The following is a 25,904-nucleotide window of genomic DNA, read 5'->3' as shown; positions in this document are numbered from 1 at the left end:
CGGCGACAGGCCGATGATCTTGAAGGTCCTTTTTTGTCGTTCCGTTAGCGCGAGGGAATTGTTGTCCGTCTGCGGTGCATGAGGCTGAAGAGCACCGGCACGATGATCAGCGTCAGCAGCGTCGACGTCGCCAACCCTCCGATGACGACGACGGCCAGCGATCGCGAGACGAGTCCGACTTCGGAAGACAGCGTCAGCGGGAACAGCGCTCCCATCGTGGCGATGGCCGTCATTAGAATCGGACGGAGGCGGGTGACGCCGGCTTCCATTAAGGCGTCGTCTCGCGCCAAGCCTTCCTTCAGGTTGCCGCGCACGCGCTCGAGCAGCACGATCGCGTTCGTCACGACGATGCCGTTCAGCATGAGCAAGCCGATCATGGCTGGCATGCCGACCGGTTCGCCGACGAGCCATAGCCCGCCCAGGGCGCCGACGAGCGAGAACGGAATCGAGAACAAGATGACGAACGGCGTTAGCCATTCGCCGAACGACAGCAGCATGACGAGATAGACGAGGAACACGCTGATGCCGAGCGCCATCCCCATGCTGACGAAGCCTTCATTCATTTCCTTGGAGGCTCCGACGGCTTCCCAAGCGACGCCCGGCGGCAGCTGCATCGACTTAAGCTTGCTCTCGACCGTCGCGGTGACGCCGCCGGTATTCGTATCGGTAATCGTGCCTCTCAGCTGCAAGTATTGCTTCTGGTTCAGCCGCTGGATCGAGGACGGGCTGAGCTCGCGCTCCCAGCTTCCAACGTCGCCGAGCCGCACGGACTGGCCTGCGACGTTCGTTACCCTGATGTCGTCCAGGGCGGAGAACGGCGCGGGATCGGCCGGGGAGGAGCCGGAGCGGAGGACGATATCCGCGCTCCTGCCGTCCAGCATGGCGGTCATTAGAGTCTCTCCTTGAATGGCGATGCTCGTCGCTTGAGCGATTATTCCGTTATTGAGCCCGGCTTCGGCGAGCTTCCGTTCGTCGGAGACGAAATGAACTTCGGGCTTCTCTCCTTCGCCGGAATGTCGGACATCCGCCAGCCCCGCGACGTCCGACAACGCTTCGACCATCCGGTTGCCCGCTTGCAGCAGGGTCGCCGCGTCCGGACCGTTGACCGTGATCAGCAGCTCGTTCGTGCCCCCAATCGAGCCCTCGCCGGCCAGCGTGATCGTCCGCGCGCCTTGCACTTCCTTGAATTGCTCGCGAAGCTCGCGCGCCAGCTCGTCCGTGTCGACGACTTCGTCGCCGACGGCGAACGTGACGTTCGCGTTCTGGTTCGTTACGTTCGTAGCGACGTACTTGACCGGATGCCGCTTAACGATCTCTTCTATTCGCGCGGCGATGCCGTCCGTCGTCAAGACGTTCGCGCCTTCGGCCATCGATGCTTGGACGGTGAACTTGCGCGACGGCTCGGAAGGCAGGAAGTTGAAGCCGAGCACGCCGGAGGCGAGAACCGCCAAGCTGCCGAGCAGCAGGAGGAACGCGAGCAGCAGCGTGACGAGACGATGGGAGAGCGACCAACCGAGCATGCGCCGGTACGATCGTTGCAAGGCGCTCTCGGCATGCTCCTTGTGCTTCACCTTCAGCAAGCTCATCTTGGACAGCAAAGGCACGATCGTAATCGCGACGAGCAGAGAGAAGAGCAGAGAGACGACGATCGTCCAGGCGAGCGGCCGGAAGAACGCGCCGACGATGCCCGGCACGAACGCCATCGGCAAGAACACCGCGACCGTGGTCAGCGTCGAGGAAGTAATCGCTCGCGATACTTCGTTCGTCGCGTCCTCGACGAGCAGGTCGTCGCGCCGGGCGGACATTCGCACGCGCCGGAACACGTTCTCGATGACGACGATCGAATCGTCGACGACGCGTCCGATCGCGACGGCGATGCCGGCGAGCGTCATGATGTTGAGCGTGTAGCCGAGCCGGTTAAGGACGAGGAACGACGCGAACATGGACAGCGGAATCGAGATGATGGCGATCACCGTGGATCTTAGGTTGCGCAGGAAGAGCAAGGTGACGAGCATCGCCATGCATGCGCCCAGAAGCACTTCTTGCAGCATCGAGTCGACGGACTGCTGGATCTCAACCGTGCGGTTGATCATCAATTGCTTGCCGAGTCCGGCAGGCATCGCCATCTCGTCCTCGGCTGCCGCTAGATCGTTCACGAGCCGCACGCTGTCGTAGCCGCCTTGGCCGATGACCGAGAGGAAGACGGCGGGCTTGCCGTTCAACCTGACGCGTTGGTTCTCTCCGTGCTCGTAGGCGACATCCGCCACTTCGGAAAGGGCGATCGGCCCTTGCGCGCCGGGAAGCAGCAGACCTCGCAGCTGTTCGAGAGACGCGATCGTGCCGCCGACGCGCACGGGCAGCAGCTCGTCGTTCGTCCGCCAGCTGCCGATCGGAACGGACAGCTGCGCGGATGCGATGGCGGCTTTCACTTGATTGGCGTCAAGGCCTCGCGCAGTCAATTCTGCTTCGCGCAGGACGACGACGGCTTGCTCGTCCACGAGTCCCGTCGCGTCGACGCGGTCGATGCCGTCGATCGCCCGGAAGGCAGGCAGCAATCGATCTTGAACGTAAGCTTGCAACGCCTTCGCGTCGTCGCCGAAGATCGCGACCGAATAGACGTCGCCTTCCAATTGGTCTTTGTAGTAGGCGACGTTCTTGACGGCAGACGGCAGATCGACCTTGCCGACGGCGGCTCTCGCGTTCGCCTCGGCGACGTCCATGTCGATGCCCATCTCGAAGCCCATCGTGACGGCGAGGTAGTTCGTGCCGGCCGTCACGTACAAGTCGTCGAGCCGGTCGAGCCGGTTCAGTTCGGCCTCGACGTCCCGGCCGAAGGCATCCATCACTTGGGAGGGAGAAGCGCCCGGGTACACGATCTGGACGGTCAAGTAAGGGATGTCGACCGCGGGGTACTTCTCCATTTTCATCTGGTTCATCGCGTGCGCGCCGCCGCCGATCAATATCGCTACGATGAGCAATAAGGCGACGCCGTTGTTCATGCTGAATCGGATCCATGATTTCATAAGGAAAGGCTCCTTTAATTACGCTATGACGTTCATTATAGTCAATTGGATTGACGTGGAAAAGAGTCGTCGATCGGCAATCGGCGCGGCACTCCGTCATATAATGCAACAAGGAGGCGAGCGGCGATGAATACGGCAGAGCAGATGGGTTATGCAAGCAATGACCGTCTATTGATCGTAAACGCCGATGATTACGGGTTATGCCAAAGCGCGAACGAAGGCGTGCTGCAACTGCTGGAAGAGAACGCGATTAGCTCGGCGACCATCATGATGCCCTGCCCTTGGTCGGAAGCCGCGGCGGCGTCGCTTCTCGCCCGCGTCCCGGCGGCGGATATCGGCGTACATTGGACGTTGACGAGCGAGTGGGCCGGATATAGATGGGGGCCTATAGGCAGGCTGTACCCGTCCGATACGTTGACGGAGCGGGGAGGCTGGTTCCCTGCGACGAATACGGATATCGAGCGCAAGGCGGATCCCGAGCAGATCCGGGCGGAGCTGATCGCGCAGACCGAGGCGGCGCTTGCCGCAGGATTGACGTTGACGCATGCCGATAACCATATGGGCAGCTTGTACGGCTTCCATACCGGGAACGACTATCTCTCCATCGTATTCGACGTCTGCTCGGCGTACGGCTTGCCGTTCCGCCTGCCGCGTTCGCTGCGCGAGACCGGCGGCCGATCGATACCCAAGGAGCTGGGGAAGCGGGCGAAGGAACGGGCGAGACTGGCGGAGGACCGCGGCATCGTGCTGCCCGATTACGTGACGGGGCCGGAATTCAGGCTCGCCCCGGGCGAAGGCTACGAACAATTGAAAGCGCATGGCATCGCGATGCTTCGCGGTCTTCTGCCCGGCGTAACGGAGTGGATCGGCCATCCCGCACTCCTGACGGAAGAGCTCCGGTCGTTCCACGGGCAGCCGGACAAGAGGGGGATGGAGCTGGCGTTCTGGCGCGATCCGGAAGTTCGCGAAGCGCTCGAGGAACAGAATATCCGAATGATCGGGTGGCGGGAGCTTCAGCTGCTGCAACGAACTTTAGCGATTTAAGCCCGCGAAAAAACGCGAAATAAAGCGATTTCAAAGAGGAGGCAGGAAATCGCGAAAGAAACGAGAATAGGTTAATATTTGCAATCTACAAAAAAGTCTGAATTTTCAAAGTGCCACTAACCGCGAGAGGGGATTTCAATGCGCCATGGTCATGCTGCCTAAGGTAAATGAACTTGGATTTTTCGAAATTCGACTGGAATCGATCGGCGGACTAGGGGCGAACTTGGCCGGCAAAATGCTGGCGGAAGCAGGCGTAATGGGCGTCGGATTGAACGGCGTCAGCTTCAGCTCGTACGGCTCGGAGAAGAAAGGATCGGCGGTTAAGGCGCACATTCGCTTCTGCGACGCGAACGCGCGGATTCGCGATACGTCTCCGGTCGAAAGGCCGAACGTCATCGGCGTGTTCCACGAGAATCTGTCCAAGACGATCAACGTCATCTCGGGCATGTACGAGGACACGATCGTGCTCGTCAATTCGAGCAAATCGCCGGAGCAGCTCAAGGAGCAGCTCAAGATGAAGGCGGGTATTATTGCCGTCGTCGACGCGACGGGCATCTCGATGGACGAGAACAACCGCGTCAACATGGCGATGCTCGGCGGACTGTTCCGGCTGTGCGACTTCTTGGACGCCGAATTCATGAAAGGCGTCGTCCGCAAGTCGCTGGAGAAGAAATATCCCGGCGCGGTACAGCCGGCCTTGAATACGTTCCAGCGCGGCTACGACGAGGTGAAGTTCCAGTCGTTCGCGCTGCCGGAAGGCGACGAGATGCCCAGCTACGTGCGCATGGATACGCCGGTGCTCGGCTACGAGACGCAGCCGATCGGCGGGATGATCACGAACCCGGGCAATAGCATTCTGAAGGACCTGAGCATATCGCGCGCGGGGATGATGCCGCACTTCGCGGACGACAAGTGCATCCATTGCGCCGCCTGCGACAACGTCTGCCCGGACTTCTGCTTCGTCTGGGAGGAGCAGCTGGACAAGAAGGGCCGCCCGCAGATGTTCCTGCAAGGCATCGACTATCAATACTGCAAAGGCTGCCTGAAGTGCGTACAAGCGTGTCCGACCGAAGCGCTGTCCAGCGAACGGGAGACGGACGGCTACGCCGACGAGCACCGCGTGAAGCATAAATTCCAGCTGGCGCAATAACCCGAATATACGAGAAAAGCGATAGGAAGGTGGAGTCTGCAATGGCGATTGACATGCGCAAGGAGATGGAGCAGTCCGGAACCGTCGAGCAACGTATCGTCTATGAATCAGGCAACGAGATGGCAGCATATGCCGCACACCAGATCAACTATCACATCATGGGTTATTTTCCGATCTCTCCGTCGACGGAAGTCGCGCAATTCCTCGATCTCATGAAAGCGAACGGCCAGCACGACATCGTCTTGATCCCGGCGGACGGGGAGCACGGCTCCGCGGGCGTCTGCTACGGCGCTTCGACGGCCGGCGGACGCGTATTCAACGCGACGAGCGCGAACGGGTACTTATACATGCTCGAGCAAATGCCGGTTCAGTCCGGAACGAGGTTCCCGATGGTCATGAACCTCGTCTGCCGGTCCGTATCCGGTCCGCTCGACATTCACGGCGACCATTCGGACCTGTACTTCGCGTTGAACACCGGCTGGCCGATCATCATGTGCCGCGATCCGCAATCGGTATACGACATGAACATCATCGCGCTTAAGCTCGCCGAAGACCCGGAAGTCCGTCTGCCGGTGCTCGTCGCGCAGGACGGCTACTTCACGAGCCACCAGAAACGCCGCGTCATGACGTTCGCCAAGCGCGAGGACGTGCAGAAGTTCGTCGGCGAGAAGCCGCCGGAAGGATTCAAGCACGTGCTCGACCGCAACAATCCGATTACGGTCGGCCCGTATATGAACGAGCCGGATTACATTAACAACTGCTATCAGCAAAGCATGGCGATGTACCGCGCCGAAGCGGTATACGAGCGCATTACCCAAGAGTATGCCTCGCTGACGGGGCGCGACTATCCGATCCTGGAGCTATACCGGATGGACGACGCTGAAGTGGCCGTGTTCTTGCTCAACTCTTCATCCGAGATCATCAAGGACGTCGTCGACCAATTGCGGGCGCAAGGGGTGAAAGCCGGCAGCATCTCCCCGAACATCATCCGGCCGTTCCCTTCGAAGGCGATCGCGGAGGCGCTGAAGAACGTGAAGGCGATTACGGTCGGCGACCGCGCGGACGCCTACGGCGGCCACGGCGGCAACATGTCGCTCGAGATTCGCGCGGCGCTGCAGCAATACGGCAACCATACGACGATGGTCGTTAGCCGGATTTACGGACTCGGGGGCAAAGATTTCTACGCCGAGGACGGCTTGACGATGTTCGGGTTCGCGATCGAAGCTGCGGAGAAGGGCTTCGTCGAGAAGCCGTTCGATTACCACGGCCATTCGCCGGGCGATCCGAACAAAGCGCCGAAACGGGTGCTCGAGCCGATGAAATACGAAGACGTGAAGACGGGTCTCATCACCGTCACGCCGGACGAAGAGACGGGAAAGGTGAACGTCCGCATCCCGCCGCTGCGCGCGCTGACGAAGAAGGCGAAGCGGATCGCGCCGGGCCACGGCGCATGTCCGGGCTGCGGTATTTTCTCCGGATTGGAGCTGTTCTTCAAAGGCATCGAGGGGGACATCGTCGCGTTGTTCCATACGGGTTGCGCGATGGTCGTCACGACCGGTTATCCGTATTCCGCGCATAAGGCGACTTACATCCATAACCTGTTCCAGAACGGCGCGGCGACGCTGTCGGGCGTCGTGGAGATGTTCCACGAGCGCAAGCGCAGAGGCGAGCTCGACCATCTCGGCTTGCAGGACGACTTCACGTTCGTCATGATCACGGGCGACGGCGGCATGGACATCGGCATGGGGCCGGCGATCGGCGCGGCGCTCCGCAACCACCGGATGATCATTCTCGAGTACGATAACGAAGGCTATATGAACACGGGGGCGCAGTTGAGCTATTCGACGCCGATGGGGCATCGTACGTCGACCTCGAACGTCGGCAAGCATCAAGGCGGCAAAGTGTTCCACCATAAGGACACCGCCCAGATCATGGCCGCGACGAACATTCCGTACGTGTTCACGGGCAGCGAAGCGAGTCCGCAGGATTTGGTCAGAAAAGCGGCGAAAGCCCAATGGTATGCGCAGAACGTCGGCATGGTATACGGCAAAATTCTGATCACCTGCCCGCTCAACTGGCTGTCCGAGGACAAAGACGGGGCGACGATCATCGACTACGCGGTCAATACGTGCTTTTTCCCTCTATACGAAGTGGAGAGAGGCGTCACGACGATCACGTTCAATCCGGAAGAGAAGGGCAAGCGCGTGCCGGTCGGCGACTGGCTGAAACTGATGGGCAAGACGAAGCATCTGTCCAAGCCGGAATACGCCGAGACGCTGCGGGAGTTCGAGCACGAGATCGAGCGGCGATGGAACATGCTGAAGGCGAAGAACGACAATCCTTATTTGTAAAAATACGAAGCGGGTGAGCAGGCGGATGCCTTACGTCATGAAGCACGCGGCAAGCGGGACGTTGCTCTCGTACGCGCAGCGCAACGGCTATTCGCTCGCTTACTACGGTCTCCGTCTCTGGGAAGAGTCGCCGAGCGACGCCGAGATGGCCGAATCGCTGGCCGAAGCCGGCATCGCGCCGGGCGACCCGGGAGGCGAACTCCGCGAATGGGAGCCTTTGTCTCTCTCCGAGCACGAAGCGAAGATGGCGAACGTGAAGCTTCGCAACGATCCTCGGCGGGTCGTCGCGTACAGGGAAGGCGCGATCGTTACGCAATAACGGCAGGTGAATAAACGAACCCCGTCGCTCCGGGAGGAGCGGCGGGGTTTCGTCGTGCTTGCGGGTTCGGCGGCCTTATCGTCACTATCCCGTTAGGTCAGATGAGAATCGGACGGGTTGCCGCACGCTGTAACGGTGTCACGTACCGCTGCAACACACCAATGGCGAATCCGCACGCTGTAACGGTGCCACGTACCGCTGCATCGCGCCAAAGGCGAATACGCACGCTGTAACGGTGCCACGTACTGCTGCGGAAATTCACGGCCGGGGAATAGGTTAGAGGGCCGAAGGGGCAGGCGGATGCGAATCTGTCTGACGCGACGGGATTGTGGCGATAAGGCGGTCAAACGCTGAACGTGCAACTCCTGACGCGACGGGATAGTGATGATAAGGCGATAGGGCACTGGTCGCGCGCCATGTCTGGCGCGTTGCAATGTCGCGATCGTCTATCGCTCCTCGTCTAGCTACTCGGGAAGAAAGATTGCTCGGCGTTGCCGCTCGCGACGAGGCTATTCGTAACGCGTTGGAGTCGGAGCACCTCGTTCGGTTTCAGCTCGCGTTGGAAGTAGCCGTACAGATACGAGGCTTCCAAGAACGGCAACCCCGGATAGCAAACGACCTGACCGGTATGGTACGGATTGTCGATCAGTACTTGCCATTCACCCGCTCGATCCGCAGGGGGAACGGCGTCCAACGCTTCGTTCTTGGCGGCCAGGATGCGATCGTACTCGTCCCAGATTTCCCTGAAGGAGGGACTGAACCGCATCGGGTCGGGGAACAGCTCCCTGCCGCGGCGCAGGAGCTTCCCGAAGCGGGAGCGGTCCTCGTCGCCGTATTGCCGCAAGCACTCGCGGAATTGCTCCGCGAACGCGTAGAACGCGAAATAACCGGCGGCGTTCATGCCGTCACGGAACATTCGTTCAGTCTCGGGAGAATCGATCTGCATATAATAGCTGAAGGACAATTCGGACAAAGGCGACACCTCTCATGGCGGGGAGATATTGTTCGCATTCTTCGAATATTATACCCCAAAGGGTGGCAACGCGTCCGTCGTTTTATGATATAATGAAAGCCAATGCGAAGGCTGTGCAACGTTTTGTGGGAGGGAATTGTTTAAGATGAGTCGGCGTTTTGTCATCGAGGCGGTCATGATCGCCATCTATGGTCAACTGCTTCTGCCGAAACGGACAGTCGAATATCGAATTCCGTATACGACGGTAATGGAGCTTTACGATATGAAGGACAGTCCCGAACCGGTCATGCCGGAGAAGGACGACGATACGCACGTCAAGTCCAAGATCGGAGAGATGATCGCGTTCTTCGAGGATCCGTTCAATAAGAAGAAGCTGGAGAGAGCGCTCGCCGCTCCATGGCGGGAAAGCCCGCCGCTTCCGATCAACGAGAACGTCACGTTCGTCGTCGTGAACACGTCGGAGAACATGCAGTTCGGAGAAGCGTTCGATCCGATCGAGACGGAAGTCATCCTGCTGGCTCAGCGGATGGAGAGCCCGATCTTGACGGACCAGATCGAATTCCAAGACAAAGTCATACAGAACGGTATTTCGGTTCAGTTGTTCGATATCGACGACTTCGAGTTCGCGCTCGAGGAAGCAGCCGAGACGACCGAAGGATAGGTATAGAGCGAAGCTGCCGAGACATATCGGCAGCTTTTGCTTCACTTAAGGAACGGGTAGCGATACGACGCCGATAAGGAGGGGATGCACATGTTCAGACGATGGTCCCGCAGAATGGCGAAGAAGCTGCATCGGCAAGAGAAGCTGAAGCAAGCGCTCGTATGGTACGAGAGATGGGGAACGGCATCCATGTCGGAGGAGGAGCTCGTCGACTACGCCGGATTGCTTCACGATACCGGACACTCCGATCGCGCGCTCGTCGTGCTAGGAGGCTTGCTCCGCAAGAACGCCAGCCCGCATGCCTATGAACGGCGCGCCCATATCTACAACGAGCTCGGTCAAGAGGAGCAGGCGATCGAAGACTTGAACGAGGCGATCCGCATCGATCCGGGCCCGTATTTGTACTGGTACACGCGGGCGATATCCAATCACGATCTGGGGCGATTCGACCACGCCGTTCGAGACTTCGAGCAGGCGCTCAGGCGCAGGGAGGATTCGAAGGCGTCCACCTATTACGAACTCGGCAACGTTCACATGAAGCTCGGCCATTTCGGCGAAGCCGAACGGTGCTATCGGCTCGCGGCTTCCGACGAGACTCGAGCGATTCCGCACTACTATTACCGCCAGGCGCAGGCTCTCGAGAAGCTAGGCCGTACAGAAGACGCGATCGCCGTCCTGCAAGCCGGTATCCGCTTGCACGATCAATGGGAGAAGCTCGCCGACCACGGCGAATCGCTGCTGAAGACGCGCACGAATTACTCGCACGCGGCCGCGGCGAGCTTCGCGCAGAACGCGCGCGACGAATTCGGCTTCCGGCTGTACGAATCGCGGTTATACGAGCAGAACGGGCAGCCGGAGCAAGCGCTCGCGTCGATCGAGCAGGCGCAGCGCGGTCAACCGGAGGCGCCGGAGCTGCTGCTGCGGCAAGCGGTGCTGCTGCGAGCGCTGGGCAGGCACGAGGAGGCGACCGCGAAGCTGCTGGCGCTCGGCGCGGTCAATCCGCGATGGCTGCCCGTCTCGATGGAGCTCAGCACGACGTACCGCTTGCAGGGCAAGCTGAAGGAAGCGATCGCGGCGCTCGTCGATGCGCGGGCGCACGCTCCGGACAATCGCGTCGTGCAATATTGGCTGGCCGACGCGTATCGGGAAGCCGATCTTCATGAAGAAGCGCGCGCGCTCAGCGTCGATCTGACGGAGCGGGAGCCCGAGGATCCGCTCAACTGGAAGCAACGGGCGGAGCTCGCCATCGACGCGGACCGGTACGAGGAAGCCGAGCAATCGTACTCGAAGGCGCTGGCTCTCGAACGTACCGCGGAATATTACATGCGAAGAAGCTTCGCCCGTTATATGCTGGACCGGCACGAGGAAGCGATGATGGACATTCAGGAGGCGACGACGCTCGACGAGCGTCTGCTGCAAGAGAGCAGAACGAGCTACGCGCTCGGGGAGCTGTACGTCGGCATGGAGAACTGGGAGCTCGCGGACGCCGCTTACACGCGCGCGCTCGCCCTTGAGCCTGACAATCCGCAAATCTACGACCGGAGAGCGCGATGCCGCTTCTCCGCCGGACGTCTCGCCGATGCGCTGGACGATTGCAATCGAGGCTTGCAGCTGGATTTGAACAATGCGAGGCTGACTTGGTTACGCGGCTTCATCCACTTCCGGCTCGACGAATACGACGCCGCGTTGGCCGATTCCCGCGTGTACGCGCAGATGCTGCCCGACGACCCGCAGGGTCATTACAATCTCGGCGTCGTCTACAACCAGTTGGACCGCCATGACGAGGCGATCGCGTCGTTCACGAAGGCGATCGAGGTGAATCCGTTCGAGGCGCAGGCGTATTTGGAGCGGGCGTCGCTCTGGTACCACCATTCGTTCGATCGCGGACGCGCCGCGCACGATCTGGCCCAATGGCTGCTCTATGCCGGAGGCGAGCGGGAGGAGAACGAACGGTTCGCGTTGCTCAACGACCTGCGCGGGTTCGACGACGAAATGCGCGAGAGAGCGAAAGCTTGTTTCTTGGATTCTTACGGCGCGAGCAAATATTTATCTTAATTAACGAACGACATTCACGGCGGCAATCGAACGCGAAAGGTCAGGAGCAACGGATGAACGAGAATACCGCAACGAACGCAAGCAACGAACCGACCGGGGGCATCGTCCCGGTACATATTCTGACCGGATACCTCGGCAGCGGGAAGACGACGCTGCTGAACAAGCTGGCCGCCGACGCAAGAGCGCGCGGATTGAAGCTGGCCGTTCTGCTGAACGAGGTCGGCGACGTGAACGTGGAGGCAGATCTGCTCGGCGGCGACATCCCGATGGCGGAGATGCTCGGGGGCTGCATCTGTTGCCAGCTGCGAGGCGACGTGGCGATGGAGATCGTGCGCATCGTCCGCGAGCATCGCCCGGACGTCGTATGGATCGAATCGACCGGCGTAGCGCAACCGTTGGACATAATGGACGGCGTGGCAGAAGCTTCGCTGTACGAAAGGGTCGCCCTTCACGGCATCGTCACCGTCGTCGATGCCCGTCATCTGCTCGATCGGGTTCGGATCGGTTCAGGTAGAACGCTTAAGCTCATGATCGAGCAGATTCGGGCGGCAGGCACGCTTGTCTTGAACAAGATCGACTTGATCGGACCGGCGGAGCGGGAGGAGCTGACGGGCGCGCTATCGGGATGGAACGCCCGCGCGCGCGTCTTCGCCGTAGAGAGAGCGTCCGTGGATATCGCTTCGTTGTACGACGACAAGTCCGACGTGCCGGAATCCGCGCATCGTCACGGTCCTTCCTGCGACGAACATTGCGATCATGAACACGCGCGCGATGACGGCGCTCCCGAGGCTCGAATGCATGATCACGTCAGCGCATTGACCTACTATTTGCGGGGACCGATCGACAGCCATGCATTCGAACGATTCCTAGCCGGACTTCCGGAAGGCGTGTACCGCGCGAAGGGCATCGTAACCTTCGGCGATACGACGGGACGGTTCCTGTTCCAATACGCCTACCGCGAGAAAGACTTCATGCGCATAACGCCGCAAGGAACCGTCCACGACGTGGCGGTGTTCATCGGGGAAGAGTTCTCGGAGCGCGATCTGCTCGCGGAGCTGGATAGACTGACTCGCGATTGACCGGCCGCCGGCTGGCGGTCAATCGTACGGCGAGAACTTGCGGTTCAGCTTGTACATGCCGGAATCGGAAATCTGAACGTCGATCTTAAGCTCCGGAATCTTACCGTATTCGAAAGCGACTTGCCCGTTATGGGTGAGCCGCTTCCATATTTTATAATGCTTGCGATACAGTTCGTGTTCGATATTGTAGAGATCGGAACGACTCTTCATGCTCTCCTTCATGGACTTCTCGATGTCGGCGCGAACATGGTCGACCGCCGCTTGTTCAAGCTCCCGTTCGCCCGCTTCCTGCCAGAGCTCCAGCATTTCCGCGCGCATTTTGATCGAGAACGTCACTTGCAGATCGTCCGACGCGCCGGGAACGATCTTGATTTTCGCTTTCGGATTGCCGATGCGAAGCGTCGCGAGAGGCTTGCCCTCCCGTTCCAGCAACAGCCGGGAAGTGCGGTTGTATTTGCTCATCCATTTCACGCCCTGCATCTGTTCCAGGGAGTACCAGTTCTTATACCGCTCGTTCAGCAGCGCGTAGACGCCGGTCATTTCCAGTTTCGCGTCCGGCTTGCGATTGACTTCCCACGTGTCGGAAGAGACGCCGAGCGAAGGCAGGAGCACGGTGCACCCTGGGTCTCGCGTTTCCCGGACGAAGCGGTACATGCGCATCGGCACGATCGCGGATTTCTGCTTGAAGCTGCTCTCCGGCGCGTACAGAATCGTATTGAGGGGCGATAGGAAGAAGAACGCGAGCGTGGAGAATACATCTGACATCGGCTCGTTCGTTCCGAATATCCAGGGAGTCATCCGGATTTCGGGACTGCGGGTCAACGCGTCGAACACTTCAAGCAGCTTGTTCGATTTCAACAAGCTCTCGGATATGACGACGGTGCTTAGATGCCCCCAGAATACGGTCTGCTGCGAGGTCCGGTACAGCTCCATGACCGCGGCAGATAACGATTTGCCCTTAGCATGACCGATCCAGGACTTCGCGGGCTTGTCGCTCTTCCCGCCTCCGCCGCCCTCCGCCTTGGCTACGCTAGAGAAATCGAGCTGTTGAACGTAGATAACGTATTGTTCGTCCTTGTAGTCGATCCCGATGCCGGTGAAGTAATTGACGTCTTGGACGGATTTGATATCCCAACAACCGGATAGTCCGCAGGCAAGCGCAACGGTCGTCAGGACGGACACGAACGATCGTACGGCTCGCTTCATGTCAGGAGTCATCTCCTTGCCGGGTTGAGTCTTGGGTCTTATAGATTCTCGGTCTACGCTTGACGTAGCGCCACGGGATCGCGAACAAGCCTTTGCCCACGTCCTTGAACGAGATCGGCGACAACGGCGCCATGTACGGCACGCCGAACGACGTTAGGGACGACAAATACAGAACGATGAGATACATGGAGATGAAAAAACCGAGCATGCCGAACAAGCTGCTGAGCGTTAGCACGGCGAAACGGATGACGGTAACGGATCCGCTGAGCGACTGGTTGACGAGCGTAAACGTCGACACGGCCGTCACAGCGGAGATGACGAGCGTCGTCGGTCCCGTCAGTCCGGCGGAGATTGCGGCATCGCCGACGATTAAGCCTCCGACGACCGCGACCGTCTGACCGACGGCTTTGGGCAGCCGCATGCCGGCTTCCCGGAACAGCTCGAACAGGCCAAGCATGAGGAACAAGTCGATCGGTCCCGACAAAGGCAAGCCGAGCCGGGACACGGTGATGGTCGCGAGCAGAGGGAACGGAATTTGGTCCAGGTTGAAGGCGGACACGGCTACCCAGAAACCGGGAAGGAACAGAGCGGTCACCAAGCCGAGCATGCGAAGCATGCGTTCGATCGTCACGTAGTAATAAGGGGAATGGGCGTCCTCCGGCGATTTGATTAACGACATTAAATTCGTCGGCGCGATGAGTACCATCGGGTTGCCGTTCACGACGACGACGAATCGGCCGCGAAGCAGGCTCTCGACCGCGAAGTCAGGCCTTCCCATGTATTCTACGAGCGGGAACATCGACAGGGAGTTGTCCGATAGCGCCGATTCCAGCTGTTGGCCGGACACGATGCCGTCCACGTCGATCTTCGACAAGCGCAGGCGCGCTTCGTTCACGATCTCGCCGTTCGTAATATCCGTCATGTACAGCAGCGCGAGCGACGTCTTCGTCCGTCTCCCCAGCTCGTAATATTCGACCGCGAGCGACGTGGACTTCAAGCGTTTGCGGATGAGCGCCACGTTCGTATCGAGCTCCTCCGTGAAGCCGTCCCGAGGACCTTTGATCGAGATTTCCGTGCTGGACTCGCTCGGTAACCGTTGCGGCGGATTGCTCATGCCGATGCGGAACAGCGTTCCCTCGTCCGCGAAATACAGAACGAGGTTGCCGGAGAATACGGCATCGATCATCGCGGATACCGCGCCCGGCTCCTCGATCCGCTCCATGTGCCGCGAGTCGATGGGGGCGCTTCCGTCGTCTATGCCTTGGGCGGGGGAGAGAAGCTTGTTCAACTGACCGTAGAGAAAGTCGTTCAACAGCTTGGCGTCGATCATGCCGGTGCAATAGACGAGATAGGGATTCCGGCGGGAGCCAGCTTCGTCGTCGTAGTAAGGATGGATCCGCACGTCCCGGTTGCTGCGAAATAACCAGCGCAGCTTGTCGGAGGTCAGCTCGCGCAAGGTCAAGCGGACGCCGTCTTCAGTTCGTTGCATGCGCCGAATTCCTCCGTTTCGCGTAGATCATCGCCAGCAGCACGAACGGGAATGCGTAGAAGAAAGCGAATAGAGCCGGGTAATAGTAATCTTGCAAGAATAGAGCGAATCGGTTGTCGCTGATCTTGAGGCCGGTAACGGCGTACACCAAGGCTGCGCTAATCCCGATCAGCCACAGCGGTTTGCGCCTGTGGTTCGTCAAGCCCATCAAGTCGACGATCAGGAACATCGAGATCGAGAGTCGGATCAACGAGCCGGACAACCACTGGTAGATCGACAGGAAGTCGAGATGAGAGATGAACTTGCCGATGAGCACCATGCGCCATTGCTCGAACGCCGGATAGCGCTGGTCGGCCGCTTCGAACGGACCGAATATCGTGATCGAAGCCAAGATCGGGCCGAATACGAGTTCGGTGATGGCCAGCACGACGAGCAAGAACGTCCAAGCGCGCAGCTTGCCGACCATATAATGCCGCAAGACGAGAACCAAGATCATCTCCGTCGTTCCGGCCAGGATATAGACCATGCCGTGAAGCACGGGTTTTAAGCCGCCCGAGAGGATCGGGAACATATACGTATAGTCTTTGAATTGAAAGTTGACGGACATGACGAAAAACCCGAGCAGGATGACGAAAGGCAGCAAGACGCCGGAGGCGATGACGATGGTACGCAGCCCCTTCATCGCGCCCAACATGCTCGCGAAGACGAACAGCGACACGGTAACCGGGAACGGCGTCTTCGGCAAGTAGGTCACCTTCGTCCACGTACACGAGTCCAGAACGGTAATATAGAGGATCATAACGAGCATGCAGAGGAACGGTACGATGACCAGACGAGCGACGAACGCGCCGTAGCGGCTTTTGAACCATTGGAACAACGACTCTTCTCCGGTCCGCTTCATAATCGTATATACGGCATATGCCCAGATCAGCAGCGGAGGTATGGCCGCGAGAGCGCTAATCCACGAATCCCGGCGGGCGGCCTGCAGGACGAGCGGGACGATGATGACGTGGTTCTTGATTCCGACCGCTAGCGCGAATACGCAAAATAACGGAGCGACCCGGATTTGCAATCGTTTCATGGCTTGGCTCCAATCGTCCAGCGTTTCCATTATTATGGCAACCGCCCGGCGGCGCTATTCCAGAAAGTTCCCGTCCGGCGTCCTTGCGCGCCGGGATCGTCTTCGCTATGCTGGAATAACGCGTTTCAAAGAATCATTCGCAAACTATAGAGAGATAGGTGTTCATAGATGATGCAAGTCGTTAAGATAACGAACGAAGAGCAGCTCGAACAAGCGCTCGTCATTCGATTCGCCGTGTTCGTTGACGAGCAAGGGGTACCGTCCGATCTGGAGAAGGACGAATACGACGCGTCTCCCGAATCATGCAACCATCATTTGTTGCTAGACGGCGAGACGGCATTGGCAACGGGACGTTGGAAGACGTTCGAGCCGGGCGTCGCGAAGATGCAACGGATCGCGGTGCTGCAAGCCAGCAGAGGGCAGGGTTTGGGTAAAACGCTGCTGGAGGCGATGGAGCGGGACGCGAAGGCGCACGGGTATCATTCGTCGCTCTTGGACGCGCAATGCTCGGCCGAAGCATTCTACCGCAAGCTCGGGTACGAGACGATCTCGGCCGAGCCGTTCCTGGACGCCGGCATCGAGCACGTCCGCATGGTCAAGCGGCTTAATTAGTTTGCGAAAGTCGTCGAACCCGGGGACTTTTTCGATATGCCCATGAACCGAATCTTGCAACCTTACGTCCTCCGGAACCGTTAATAGATCAAGGTATAACGACATCATAGAATTCACATCAGCGAGGAACCGACATGAAGCATACGATCCGCAATACGTTACTGGCCGCCTTGTTGCTCGGCGCGATGCCGGCGACGGCGAATGCCGCGCAAGAGGCGGGAACGAACGGCCAAGAGCTGTTAATCGTGAATCAAGGGACGAACGTCTTCGTACATAACGGATGGAAGAGTTGGGCGGCGCAGCCGAGCGTCGTGAAGAAAGGCGTTACCTTCGTCGCGGCCAAGACGATCATGAAGGAGTTCTACGGCACGGTCGTCTTCGATTCGAAGACGAAGCAATACGCGCTGCAGAGCGGCAACGTTACGCTTCGGTTCACGGCGAACGCCGTACAGTACCGGGCGAACGGCAACGCGAAGACGGCTCCCGGAGCGCCTTACGTACAAGGCGGCACTCTCATGGTACCGCTCAAGACGCTGGCGACGCACTTCGGCGCGACGATGTCCAGCGTCGGAACGAACCGGGTGGAGCTCCGGTGGAGCATGAAGCCGGTCGCGAAGTTCAGCGTGTCGGACTTGGCTCCTTACGCGAAGGAGACGGAGGTTAGCTATAAGGACGAAGCCTACTCGCCGCGCGGCAATCGAATCGTGGACGAGAGATGGGAGAACCGGACCGCTACGTTCGACGAGCCCGGCGCATTCACGGTCACCCGTTGGGTGCAGGACGACAAAGGCGTATGGAGCGATCCGTATTCGGTCGTCGTGTACGTCAAGCCGGAGAATAAGCCGCCGGTCGCTTCGTTCGTCACGGACAGGGATACGTACAAGATGGGCGAGTATATCCGCTACTTCGACCGAAGCACGGACGACGAGAGCAAGATCGCCAAGCGGGAATGGACGAACGGCAAGCAGGCGTTCTTCGAGCCGGGAGAGCAGACGATTACGCTTCGCGTGACGGATTCCCACGGCTTGACCGGCGAATACGCCAAGACGATTCGCATTCTGGACGAGACGCTCTACTCCGAAGATCAATTCAATCTTCGGTATACGCCGATCGGGGACAAGTTCGCGATCAAGGGCGCGGACGTGCTTCAATATAGAACCGTCGGCTTCTCTGCCGCTCCATCGGGGCAAATGACGCTCATTCGGGAGAATAGCCCCGAGACGATCGTAGACGAGGGCATCTATTATGCCGCTTCGAACGTATCGGGTAACGTCAGGCTCATGCTGCATAACCACAACAAGCGGAGCACCGCGGTCCAAGCGTACGTCGTCGCGACGAATACGGGCGCTGCCGCGGCCAACGCGACGCTCGGCCCGATCGGCATCGGCGGACCGAACCTGTACGTCTCGCTCGCCGGCAAAGCGGCGGCGGGCAAGTACTTGGACGCCCGATTGAAAGGGGTCGCGCCCCAACGTGTGACGATACCGCCCGGGGAGAGTCGGGTGCTGTTCCCGGCGATCAGCGCCAACGTCGTCGATCCCGGCGACGTGTATTCCTTATATGCGGACGCCTCGTTCGACCGCGACGTCCAATTGAGGATCGCCTACGTCGACGCGGGCAAAGACATCTTCGCGATATTGCCCGGACTGCCCGTGCTCGAAATGAACGGACACTCGAGAGGCACGTTCCCGAACGCGGATCGGCTCATGACGATCGACGAGACGCTCGGGGATGTCAAGGGTAGGCTCATTCTCGGCGACGGCGTCTTCGATCCGCGCTTGCCCGGCGTGGACGAGACGAACGGGGCGGTCGCGGCCAATAGCGGCAATTACGGCGTCATGTACACGATCAAGCTGAACGACGTCAAGCCTCACACCGCGATCGCCGTCAATCCGCGCGGCGGATTTTACGCCGGCGCGTTCAACGTGAACGGACGAGTCGTCTATACGACGAGCAATACGATCATAAGCAATTCCAGCGAAGCGTGCATGCTGTACCGGACCGGGGACGAGACCGAGTCGGTGACGATTGCGTTCACGCCGGCTTCGGGCAGCAACCTGCCTATTAATCTATTATTCATGCCGATCGCTCAATAAATAGAATAGAGAGCCGCGATCCTTTGCCAGCGAGGCAGGTTCGCGGCTCTTTATGTTGTTCGGCGGACAACGTTCCAATCTCGAATTTGACAATGAGAATCATTATCAACTAAGCTAGGGGAATGAAATCCTAAAGGAGCTGGCACCGAACCAATGAATCGATCCGACAACGCGAACGAGCTTGCTTTTCATTATTCGTCCGTCAAGCTGGTTCATGACGATAAGCTCGTCGCGGCGCCGCTAGGGCGCGGCATCGAGCTGAGAGATTCGAGCTATCAACCTTGGGAACCAGCTAACGACGGCTTGCCCGAATTGTTCCACGTGAATCGGCTCCAGTCGAACGGCGGGCACGTATTCGCGTGTACGGACAAGGGGTTGTACCGGCTCGAAGATCGCGAGTGGGAGACGACGGGGCTATTCATTAGCACGTTCCAATATCGGCAATACGGCACGATCGCTTTGGCCGGCACGTCGAACGGCCTTTGGTTCTCCGAGGGGGATGACTGGCGCATGATGATGCGCGCGGACGCCGTCGTCTACGACTTCCTGTACTTGCCGCAATTCGTCGTGCTGGGTACGCACGAAGGGCTTGCCATTCTGGACCGGTTAACGTCCAGTTGGATGAGATACAACTATGGAGCCGCGGTGACGAGCCTGGCGATTCACCGCGACAGCATCATCGGCGCGACGGAGAAGGGCGAGCTGCTCGTCAGCAATTCCCGCGGCGGATTCGAGCGATACCGGATGGGCAACATGTTCGTCTTCTCGATCGTCTCGAAGGGCGACGCGATCTACGCGTGCACGGATCGCGGCTTGTATCGCGTCGTCAGCGTCGGCGGACGCCCGACGCTCATGGCCGTTAAGCTAGGCATTCAAGTGACGGACGTCGATACGGACGGATCGAGGCTATACATGGCGACTTTGTTCGACGGCGTTCAGAGCATGGAGACGGTTTAATCCGATCGGGAAGGGGACGACGGGAGGAAGACGCGGAAGACGCTGCCTTCTCCCGGCCGGCTGTCCACCCGAATCGAGCCCCCGTGCAGCGCGACGATCGCATGGCTGATCGCAAGTCCGAGTCCCGCGCCGCCGGACGCCCGAGCGCGCGATGCGTCGCTTCGGTAGAACCGGTCGAACAAGCGCGGGAGGTGTTCTTCGGGAATGCCTTGCCCGTTATCTTCGACCGACAAGGTTACGCCGTGTTCGGTCGATTCGGCGCGAAGACGTATGACGCCTTCCTCGGGATCGGTATGCTGCACCGCGTTGTGGAACAGGTTCAGAATCACTTGCTTCAGCTTGTCCGCGTCCAGCTTGATCGGCGATGCGGGCGCCAGGTGAAGCTCGACGCGGCGGCCTTCCGCCAGCAACCGAAGCTGCGGCTCCATCTCGGTTACGACGGACTCCAGCTCCGCCGGCGCGAGTCGCAATTGCGGCGCCCGATCGAGCCTCGCCAGCAGCAACAGGTCGTGGACGAGCTTATTGATACGCTTCGACTCCCCGAACATACTCTTCAGAGCGATGTCCAGCTGTGCCGGATCGGCGGCGGCCCCCCGCAGCAATACTTCCAGAAACCCGTGAATCGACGTCAACGGCGTCCGAAGCTCGTGCGAAGCGTCGGCAACGAACCGCCTCATCTGTTCCTTGGCTTCCTGCTCGGCGAGGAAGGAAGCTTCCAGCCTCTCCAGCATCCCGTTGAACGAATGTGATAGCCGGTCGATCTCGCTCTGCCCGTGATTGTCCGCCAGTCTCTCGTTAAGCTTGCCCGAATCGATCCTCTCCACCGTGTCCACCATGCGGGAGAGGGGGACGAGCGTTCTTCGTAACGCGGGCAGGAACGCGAGCAAGCTGCCGAGCAGCGCGAGAGCGGACAATCCGACGAACAGCAGCAATTGCCCGTACAGTTCGCTCTTCATCGGTTTCGTGCCCGTGGTGACTTGCACGACGCCGATTTCGCGCGAGAACGTGCGCACCGCCTGAAGGACGACGAGCTGCTCGCCTTTGTCCGGATCGTTCTTCACGTAGTAGACCGGCTTCGCGGAGCGACCGGCCCGAAGCGCATCCGCAAGCTTGCGAGAATCCGGCTCGAGCGCTTTCTCGGTTGCCGGATTCAAGCCGGATACGACTCTCGTCTTGCCGTCCGGATCGATATACGCGACCGTGGAAGCGGGGAAGAAGAACAGCGCCTCGCCCGGACCTCTGCGCATCTGCAGGTTGACCCGCTCCCAGATTTCGCCGGGAATCGACTGGACCTGACGTTGGATGGCCGACGCCTTGTTCTGATAGACGAACCGTTCCATGAAGACGAATTGGAACAAGCCGATAACGACGAGCAATCCGGCGACGATCAGCAGCATGCGGGAGAGCAATTGTCCGCGCAACGACCGCGGAAGCAGCTTGCGCGCCGCCCTCATACGAGGTCCACCCGATAACCCGCGCCTCTGATCGTGCGGATCAGGCGATGTTCCCGATCGCCGAGCTTGTCCCTCAGCGAACGGATGTACACCTCAACGATATTCTCTTCCCCTCCGAAATCGTATCCCCATACTTGATCGAGAATGGCGCTCTTGCTAAGTACGTGACCATGATGAACGACGAGATGCTTCAGCAATTCGAACTCGGTCGGCGATAGATCCAAGTCGCGATTCCGGTAGCTCAGCGCCTTGCGATTGGCGTCGATATTGAATGGACCGATGTCGATGCGTTCGAGCAGATACGGGAATTGGTTGCGTATCCGAGCCTGCATTCTGGCAAGAAGCTCTCCGAAGCTGAACGGTTTCGGCATGTAGTCGTCGGCTCCGAGCCCGAAACCCTTCACGCGGTCTTCGACCTCTTCTCTTGCGGTCAACATGATGATGGAGACGGGCTTCGCGCGCTTCAACGCCGCGCACGCTTCGAAGCCGTCCATGCCCGGCATCATAACGTCAAGAACGACGATATGAGGCGAGAACGACGCCGCGAGCTCGATCGCCTCGAATCCGTCGCTTGCGGTCATGACCGTATAGCCTTCATTGGTTAGTCCCAGCTCGATGAATTGACGGATATGTATTTCGTCGTCCACGACGAGCACGCGGATTCCTTTTCCTTGCGACATTGCGATAGTCTCCTCCCGGCGAAACGATAACCCCATTATGAAGGAAGTTGCTTAAGCTTGTCTGAGCGTAAGCTGAAAGAATGCTGAATTCCGTATTCAGCGAGCGTTCGACCAACCACATTCAGGAAACATTCAGCGCGCATTCATGTTGAACTAAGGTTGCCGTTGCATAATGTGCCCATGAACGAGACCGGGGCGCGTCGCTTGCGCATGCCCGGCTTCATGAACCAGGGGGAAGGATGAGAGGAACGCATGGCTAGCGCAAAATGGTGGATCGCCGGTCTCGCGGTCATCGTGGCGGCGGGCTCCGCCGGAGGCTATTGTTGGCTGAACAAGGAGGACAAGCAGCTCGCTCCCAGCTACTCGACGACGCAAGTCCGCAAAGGAACGATCGAGGTGAAGGTCAGCGGCACGGGCAGCATTCAAGCCGCGGCGAACGAGACGCTGAAAGCGACGTCGACCGGGAAAGTCGAGAAGGTGTACGTCAAGGAAGGCGACAAAGTGAAGAAGGGCGACGTGCTGGTCGCATTCGAGCAAGAGGATCTGTCGACGCAAATCCGCAGCAAGAAGATCGATCTTCAGAAGAAGCAGCTTGAATTAACGGACCTGCAAGACAAATACAAAACGGCGGACGACGAATCCAGGGCAGACATGGTGCTGAATATCGAGAAGCAGCAGCTCGACATCGAGATGGCGCAGGCCGATCTGGACGACCTGCAATCGGGAGACGCGATAGAGCCGATCGTAGCCCCGATCGACGGTACGCTGTCGACGTTCGACGTCGCGGAAGGAGATACGATCAACCCCAACGGCGAGCTGGGTACGATCGTCAATCTCGATCAGATGCAAATCGTCGTCGGCGTCGACGAACTCGACATTCCGAAGGTGAAGGCGGATCAGGAAGCTCAAATACTCGTCGACGCGCTGCCGGAGCAGACGTTCGCGGGCAAAGTCGTCTCCATCGCGGACGAAGGAACGGCTAGTAACGGCGTCGCCACCTTCGACGTGACGGTATTGCTCTCCGACATTACGGGGCTTAAGGTGGGCATGTCCGCGCAGGCGGACATTATGACGGCGAGCAAGTCCGACGTTCTGTACTTGCCGATCGATGCCGTGCAGTCGGCGCGGGGCAGCTATTACGTCATGGTACCGGGAAGCGGCGGGACGACGACGGGCCAAGGAACGGCCAATACGCAACAACCGGGAGAGAACCAGCAGCAAGAAACGCAAGGGGCGCAGCAGGAAGGCGCGCAAGGCACGAGACCGCAAGGAGGTCAAGGGACCGGCACGCGCGGAAGCGGATTCGGTGGCGGCGGAGGCGCTGGCGGTCAGTTCCAGAACATGACCGAGGAAGAGCGCACCGCCATGCGCGAGCAGTTCCAGAATATGACCGAGGAAGAACGCGGCGCGATGCGCGAGCAGTTCACGGGCGGAGCAGGAGGGCCGCCGGCGGGAGGAACCGCGGGAACGGCTGGCGGAACGACGACCGCTACGACGACGAGCCGCGTCAACGTCGAAGTCGGCATTAACAACGAGGATTACATCGAGATCGCATCGGGTCTGAAGGAAGGCGACCTCGTCGTCCTGCCTACGGTAGTCGGCACGAGCGGCTCGAACGGCCAGCAGCAAATGTTCGGCGGCTTCGGCGGAGGAGGCGCCGGATTCATTACCGGCGGAGGCGGTCAATTCCCGGCCGGCGGAGGCGGCGGGTTCGGAGGCGGAGGCGCGAGAACCGGAGGTACCGGCGGCGGAGGCGGCGCGGGCGGAGGCGGTGGACGCTAATGACGACAGCCGAGGCATTGATCCGCATCGATCGTCTGAGCAAACAATACAAGATGGGCACGGAAGTGCTCAACGCGCTCGACGAAGTGTGCTTGCAAGTGAACAGAGGCGATTTTCTCGCGATTATCGGACCTTCGGGTTCTGGTAAATCGACGCTTATGAACGTAATCGGTTGCCTAGATTCCCCGACGTCCGGCGATTATTGGCTCGACGGAGAAGAAGTGAGCCGATTGAAAGAGAACAAGCTCGCGGAGATCCGCAATCGGAAGATCGGCTTTATTTTCCAGGGATTCAACTTGCTGTCCAAACTTACCGCCATCGATAACGTGGAGCTTCCTCTCATCTACCGAGGCGTGCCCGCCAAGCAGCGCAAGGAGCAGGCGATCGCCGCGCTGGCGAAGGTCGGCCTCGAGGAACGGGTCCATCACCGGCCTTCGGAGCTGTCCGGCGGCCAGCAGCAACGCGTCGCCATCGCCCGGGCGCTCGCGGGCAATCCGCCGATTCTGCTCGCGGACGAGCCGACGGGCGCTCTCGACACGAGAACCGGCAAAGAAGTGATGGGCTTCATCAAGGAGCTGAACGGGCTCGGGCACACGATCGTCCTGATTACGCACGATCCCGAAGTTTCTCGGCAGGCGTCGCGCGTCGTCCGCATTCAGGACGGGCGCCTTAGCGAAGAAGGAGGTGCCAAGATTGAACTTCCTTCAGGGATTGAGAATGGCGCTTAAGAGCATCTGGTCGAACAAGCTTCGCTCGTTGCTCACGATGCTGGGCATCATCATCGGCGTTACCGCCGTCATCGCGCTCGTGGCGCTCGGACAAGGCGCGACGAAGTCGGTCACGGACCAGGTGCAGGGCCTCGGAACGAACCTGCTCACCGTGAACATCCTCGGCAGAGGTACGACGAGCACGCTAAGCGAAGCGGAAGCCGTCGGTCTCGCCGACGGCGTCGAGGGCGTCAAGTATATCGCGCCGGCCAGCACGCAGAACGCGTCGGTGAAATACGGAACGAAGAGCGTCAGCGTGAACGTCGTCGGTACGAACGCCGACTACGCCGACGTGCGGGACTACGAGGTCGCCTCCGGGAGATTCTTGTCGCAGATCGACCTCGACGTCCGCCAGAAGGTGGCGCTCATCGGCTCGGGCACGGCGACGGAGCTGTTCGGCTTCTCGGATCCGGTCGGCGAGTACGTCCTCATCAACGGCAACCGGTACAAGGTCGTCGGCCTGCTCGCGGAGAAGGGAAGCACGACGAACGGCTCGAACGACGAAGTCGTCATGATCCCGCTGACGTCCGCCGAACGGCTGTTCAAGTCGAAGGGCGTGCGCACGATCTACGTGCAAGTGGAGACGGACGACCGGATCGACGCCGTCTCGGCCGGACTGGAGACGAAGCTGAGCGAGCACTTCCGCGGCAATACCGACAGCTACCGCGTCTTCAATCAAGACGACGTGCTGTCGACATTGACGTCGGTGAACGACACGCTGACGCTGGCGCTCGCTGGCATCGCGGGCATCTCGCTGCTCGTCGGCGGCATCGGCATCATGAACATCATGCTCGTGTCGGTAACCGAGCGTACGAGAGAGATCGGCATTCGCAAGGCGATCGGCGCGAAGCGCAAAGACGTGCTCGTCCAGTTCCTGATCGAAGCGATGGTGCTTAGCGGCCTCGGAGGCTTGCTCGGTATCGGCTTCGGCGTAGGGGCCGCGAAAGGGGCATCGGCCGCGTTTGATATGGACATTGCTTTTTCGGCGGACGTCATCATGATCGCGTTCGCGTTCTCCGTCGCCATCGGCGTCGTGTTCGGCCTGTTCCCGGCGAACAAGGCGGCGAAGCTGAAGCCGATCGACGCGCTTCGCTTCGAGTAGACGGACGGAGAACGATTAAGCGC

Annotated in this window: 20 protein-coding genes; 13 read left to right on the top strand and 7 right to left on the bottom strand. The window is 59.7% G+C overall.

Going from position 1 to position 25,904, the window contains the following annotated elements; genetic code table 11:
* Positions 1-44 precede the first annotated feature (44 nt).
* On the bottom strand, positions 45-3,023 hold the full coding sequence (locus ACFQZG_RS01910; protein WP_378149512.1) for an efflux RND transporter permease subunit: 2,979 nt from the start codon (positions 3,021-3,023) through the stop codon (positions 45-47).
* 126 nt (positions 3,024-3,149) lie between these two features.
* Between ACFQZG_RS01910 and ACFQZG_RS01905 the strand changes: the two genes are divergently transcribed.
* The 4 genes from ACFQZG_RS01905 (at position 3,150) to ACFQZG_RS01890 (ending at position 7,887) form a co-directional block, all read left to right on the top strand.
* Positions 3,150-4,067, top strand: a complete 918-nt coding sequence (locus ACFQZG_RS01905; RefSeq protein WP_378149510.1) for a polysaccharide deacetylase family protein — start codon at positions 3,150-3,152, stop codon at positions 4,065-4,067.
* A 145-nt stretch (positions 4,068-4,212) separates the two neighbouring features.
* A complete protein-coding gene (locus ACFQZG_RS01900) occupies positions 4,213-5,217 on the top strand; it encodes a 2-oxoacid:acceptor oxidoreductase family protein (protein ID WP_378149509.1) in 1,005 nt (334 codons plus the stop codon).
* A 41-nt stretch (positions 5,218-5,258) separates the two neighbouring features.
* Positions 5,259-7,568 (top strand): thiamine pyrophosphate-dependent enzyme, encoded by a 2,310-nt coding sequence (locus ACFQZG_RS01895; protein WP_378149508.1) that lies wholly within the window; start codon positions 5,259-5,261, stop codon positions 7,566-7,568.
* A 25-nt stretch (positions 7,569-7,593) separates the two neighbouring features.
* Positions 7,594-7,887, top strand: coding sequence for a hypothetical protein (locus ACFQZG_RS01890; protein ID WP_378149507.1), 294 nt, complete (start codon positions 7,594-7,596; stop codon positions 7,885-7,887).
* A 460-nt stretch (positions 7,888-8,347) separates the two neighbouring features.
* Here the strand turns inward: ACFQZG_RS01890 and ACFQZG_RS01885 are convergent, their stop codons facing one another.
* Positions 8,348-8,860, bottom strand: coding sequence for a hypothetical protein (locus tag ACFQZG_RS01885; protein WP_378149505.1), 513 nt, complete (start codon positions 8,858-8,860; stop codon positions 8,348-8,350).
* Positions 8,861-9,005: 145 nt separating this feature from the next.
* Between ACFQZG_RS01885 and ACFQZG_RS01880 the strand changes: the two genes are divergently transcribed.
* The 3 genes from ACFQZG_RS01880 (at position 9,006) to ACFQZG_RS01870 (ending at position 12,655) form a co-directional block, all read left to right on the top strand.
* The gene (locus ACFQZG_RS01880) at positions 9,006-9,521 is read left to right on the top strand and encodes an ADP-heptose synthase (protein ID WP_378149503.1); all 516 of its coding nucleotides are present in this window, start codon (positions 9,006-9,008) and stop codon (positions 9,519-9,521) included.
* A gap of 90 nt (positions 9,522-9,611) precedes the next feature.
* A complete protein-coding gene (locus tag ACFQZG_RS01875; RefSeq protein ID WP_378149501.1) occupies positions 9,612-11,576 on the top strand; it encodes a tetratricopeptide repeat protein in 1,965 nt (654 codons plus the stop codon).
* 53 nt (positions 11,577-11,629) lie between these two features.
* Positions 11,630-12,655 (top strand): CobW family GTP-binding protein, encoded by a 1,026-nt coding sequence (locus ACFQZG_RS01870; protein WP_378149499.1) that lies wholly within the window; start codon positions 11,630-11,632, stop codon positions 12,653-12,655.
* 18 nt (positions 12,656-12,673) lie between these two features.
* Here the strand turns inward: ACFQZG_RS01870 and ACFQZG_RS01865 are convergent, their stop codons facing one another.
* The 3 genes from ACFQZG_RS01865 to ACFQZG_RS01855 are packed head-to-tail and all read right to left on the bottom strand — an operon-like array spanning position 12,674 to position 16,431.
* Positions 12,674-13,861 carry a Ger(x)C family spore germination protein gene (locus ACFQZG_RS01865; RefSeq protein WP_378149497.1) on the bottom strand — a complete coding sequence of 396 codons (1,188 nt, stop codon included), beginning with the start codon at positions 13,859-13,861 and terminating at the stop codon, positions 12,674-12,676.
* A 1-nt stretch (position 13,862) separates the two neighbouring features.
* Complete coding sequence (locus ACFQZG_RS01860; RefSeq protein ID WP_378149495.1) at positions 13,863-15,350, bottom strand: spore germination protein; 1,488 nt, start codon at positions 15,348-15,350, stop codon at positions 13,863-13,865.
* Positions 15,337-16,431, bottom strand: a complete 1,095-nt coding sequence (locus ACFQZG_RS01855) for an endospore germination permease (RefSeq protein ID WP_378149493.1) — start codon at positions 16,429-16,431, stop codon at positions 15,337-15,339. Before ACFQZG_RS01855 ends, ACFQZG_RS01860 begins: the two co-directional genes overlap by 14 nt.
* A 171-nt stretch (positions 16,432-16,602) precedes the next feature.
* Between ACFQZG_RS01855 and ACFQZG_RS01850 the strand changes: the two genes are divergently transcribed.
* The 3 genes from ACFQZG_RS01850 (at position 16,603) to ACFQZG_RS01840 (ending at position 20,096) form a co-directional block, all read left to right on the top strand.
* Positions 16,603-17,043, top strand: coding sequence for a GNAT family N-acetyltransferase (locus ACFQZG_RS01850; protein ID WP_378150424.1), 441 nt, complete (start codon positions 16,603-16,605; stop codon positions 17,041-17,043).
* Between the two features lie 134 nt (positions 17,044-17,177).
* The gene (locus ACFQZG_RS01845) at positions 17,178-19,139 is read left to right on the top strand and encodes a stalk domain-containing protein (RefSeq protein WP_378149491.1); all 1,962 of its coding nucleotides are present in this window, start codon (positions 17,178-17,180) and stop codon (positions 19,137-19,139) included.
* A 153-nt stretch (positions 19,140-19,292) separates the two neighbouring features.
* A complete protein-coding gene (locus ACFQZG_RS01840; protein ID WP_378149489.1) occupies positions 19,293-20,096 on the top strand; it encodes a hypothetical protein in 804 nt (267 codons plus the stop codon).
* On the opposite strand, the gene ACFQZG_RS01835 is transcribed toward ACFQZG_RS01840, so the two are convergent.
* Positions 20,093-21,550: a sensor histidine kinase gene (locus tag ACFQZG_RS01835; protein ID WP_378149488.1), complete on the bottom strand. Its 1,458-nt coding sequence runs from the start codon at positions 21,548-21,550 to the stop codon at positions 20,093-20,095. The genes ACFQZG_RS01840 and ACFQZG_RS01835 overlap by 4 nt on opposite strands.
* Complete coding sequence (locus ACFQZG_RS01830) at positions 21,547-22,230, bottom strand: response regulator transcription factor (RefSeq protein WP_378149486.1); 684 nt, start codon at positions 22,228-22,230, stop codon at positions 21,547-21,549. The genes ACFQZG_RS01835 and ACFQZG_RS01830 overlap by 4 nt, the downstream gene beginning before the upstream one ends.
* A 252-nt stretch (positions 22,231-22,482) precedes the next feature.
* On the opposite strand from ACFQZG_RS01830, the gene ACFQZG_RS01825 reads away from it, so the two are divergent.
* Genes ACFQZG_RS01825 through ACFQZG_RS01815 form a run of 3 tightly spaced genes read left to right on the top strand, consistent with a single transcriptional unit; the run spans position 22,483 to position 25,881 of the window.
* Positions 22,483-24,012: an efflux RND transporter periplasmic adaptor subunit gene (locus ACFQZG_RS01825; RefSeq protein WP_378149484.1), complete on the top strand. Its 1,530-nt coding sequence runs from the start codon at positions 22,483-22,485 to the stop codon at positions 24,010-24,012.
* Positions 24,012-24,740, top strand: coding sequence for an ABC transporter ATP-binding protein (locus ACFQZG_RS01820; RefSeq protein ID WP_378149483.1), 729 nt, complete (start codon positions 24,012-24,014; stop codon positions 24,738-24,740). Before ACFQZG_RS01825 ends, ACFQZG_RS01820 begins: the two co-directional genes overlap by 1 nt.
* On the top strand, positions 24,706-25,881 hold the full coding sequence (locus ACFQZG_RS01815) for an ABC transporter permease (RefSeq protein WP_378149481.1): 1,176 nt from the start codon (positions 24,706-24,708) through the stop codon (positions 25,879-25,881). The genes ACFQZG_RS01820 and ACFQZG_RS01815 overlap by 35 nt, the downstream gene beginning before the upstream one ends.
* The last annotated feature ends 23 nt before the right edge of the window (positions 25,882-25,904 follow it).

Source organism: Cohnella sp. GCM10027633 (assembly GCF_042675445.1).
Lineage (GTDB): Bacteria > Bacillota > Bacilli > Paenibacillales > Paenibacillaceae > Cohnella.
The sequence above is the reverse complement of the archived record's forward strand: the minus strand, read 5'-3'. Positions and strand labels throughout refer to the sequence as shown.

What these genes read in the sequence shown, in the direction of transcription:
- ACFQZG_RS01905 (WP_378149510.1), top strand. Translation starts at nt 3,150, where the DNA reads ATGAATACGGCAGAGCAGATGGGTTATGCAAGCAATGACCGTCTATTG.
- ACFQZG_RS01835 (WP_378149488.1), bottom strand. Translation starts at nt 21,550, where the DNA reads ATGAGGGCGGCGCGCAAGCTGCTTCCGCGGTCGTTGCGCGGACAATTG.
- ACFQZG_RS01860 (WP_378149495.1), bottom strand. Translation starts at nt 15,350, where the DNA reads ATGCAACGAACTGAAGACGGCGTCCGCTTGACCTTGCGCGAGCTGACC.
- ACFQZG_RS01855 (WP_378149493.1), bottom strand. Translation starts at nt 16,431, where the DNA reads ATGAAACGATTGCAAATCCGGGTCGCTCCGTTATTTTGCGTATTCGCG.
- ACFQZG_RS01865 (WP_378149497.1), bottom strand. Translation starts at nt 13,861, where the DNA reads ATGAAGCGAGCCGTACGATCGTTCGTGTCCGTCCTGACGACCGTTGCG.
- ACFQZG_RS01840 (WP_378149489.1), top strand. Translation starts at nt 19,293, where the DNA reads ATGAATCGATCCGACAACGCGAACGAGCTTGCTTTTCATTATTCGTCC.
- ACFQZG_RS01850 (WP_378150424.1), top strand. Translation starts at nt 16,603, where the DNA reads ATGCAAGTCGTTAAGATAACGAACGAAGAGCAGCTCGAACAAGCGCTC.
- ACFQZG_RS01820 (WP_378149483.1), top strand. Translation starts at nt 24,012, where the DNA reads ATGACGACAGCCGAGGCATTGATCCGCATCGATCGTCTGAGCAAACAA.
- ACFQZG_RS01900 (WP_378149509.1), top strand. Translation starts at nt 4,213, where the DNA reads ATGGTCATGCTGCCTAAGGTAAATGAACTTGGATTTTTCGAAATTCGA.
- ACFQZG_RS01830 (WP_378149486.1), bottom strand. Translation starts at nt 22,230, where the DNA reads ATGTCGCAAGGAAAAGGAATCCGCGTGCTCGTCGTGGACGACGAAATA.
- ACFQZG_RS01825 (WP_378149484.1), top strand. Translation starts at nt 22,483, where the DNA reads ATGGCTAGCGCAAAATGGTGGATCGCCGGTCTCGCGGTCATCGTGGCG.
- ACFQZG_RS01890 (WP_378149507.1), top strand. Translation starts at nt 7,594, where the DNA reads ATGCCTTACGTCATGAAGCACGCGGCAAGCGGGACGTTGCTCTCGTAC.
- ACFQZG_RS01895 (WP_378149508.1), top strand. Translation starts at nt 5,259, where the DNA reads ATGGCGATTGACATGCGCAAGGAGATGGAGCAGTCCGGAACCGTCGAG.
- ACFQZG_RS01845 (WP_378149491.1), top strand. Translation starts at nt 17,178, where the DNA reads ATGAAGCATACGATCCGCAATACGTTACTGGCCGCCTTGTTGCTCGGC.
- ACFQZG_RS01875 (WP_378149501.1), top strand. Translation starts at nt 9,612, where the DNA reads ATGTTCAGACGATGGTCCCGCAGAATGGCGAAGAAGCTGCATCGGCAA.
- ACFQZG_RS01910 (WP_378149512.1), bottom strand. Translation starts at nt 3,023, where the DNA reads ATGAAATCATGGATCCGATTCAGCATGAACAACGGCGTCGCCTTATTG.
- ACFQZG_RS01870 (WP_378149499.1), top strand. Translation starts at nt 11,630, where the DNA reads ATGAACGAGAATACCGCAACGAACGCAAGCAACGAACCGACCGGGGGC.
- ACFQZG_RS01880 (WP_378149503.1), top strand. Translation starts at nt 9,006, where the DNA reads ATGAGTCGGCGTTTTGTCATCGAGGCGGTCATGATCGCCATCTATGGT.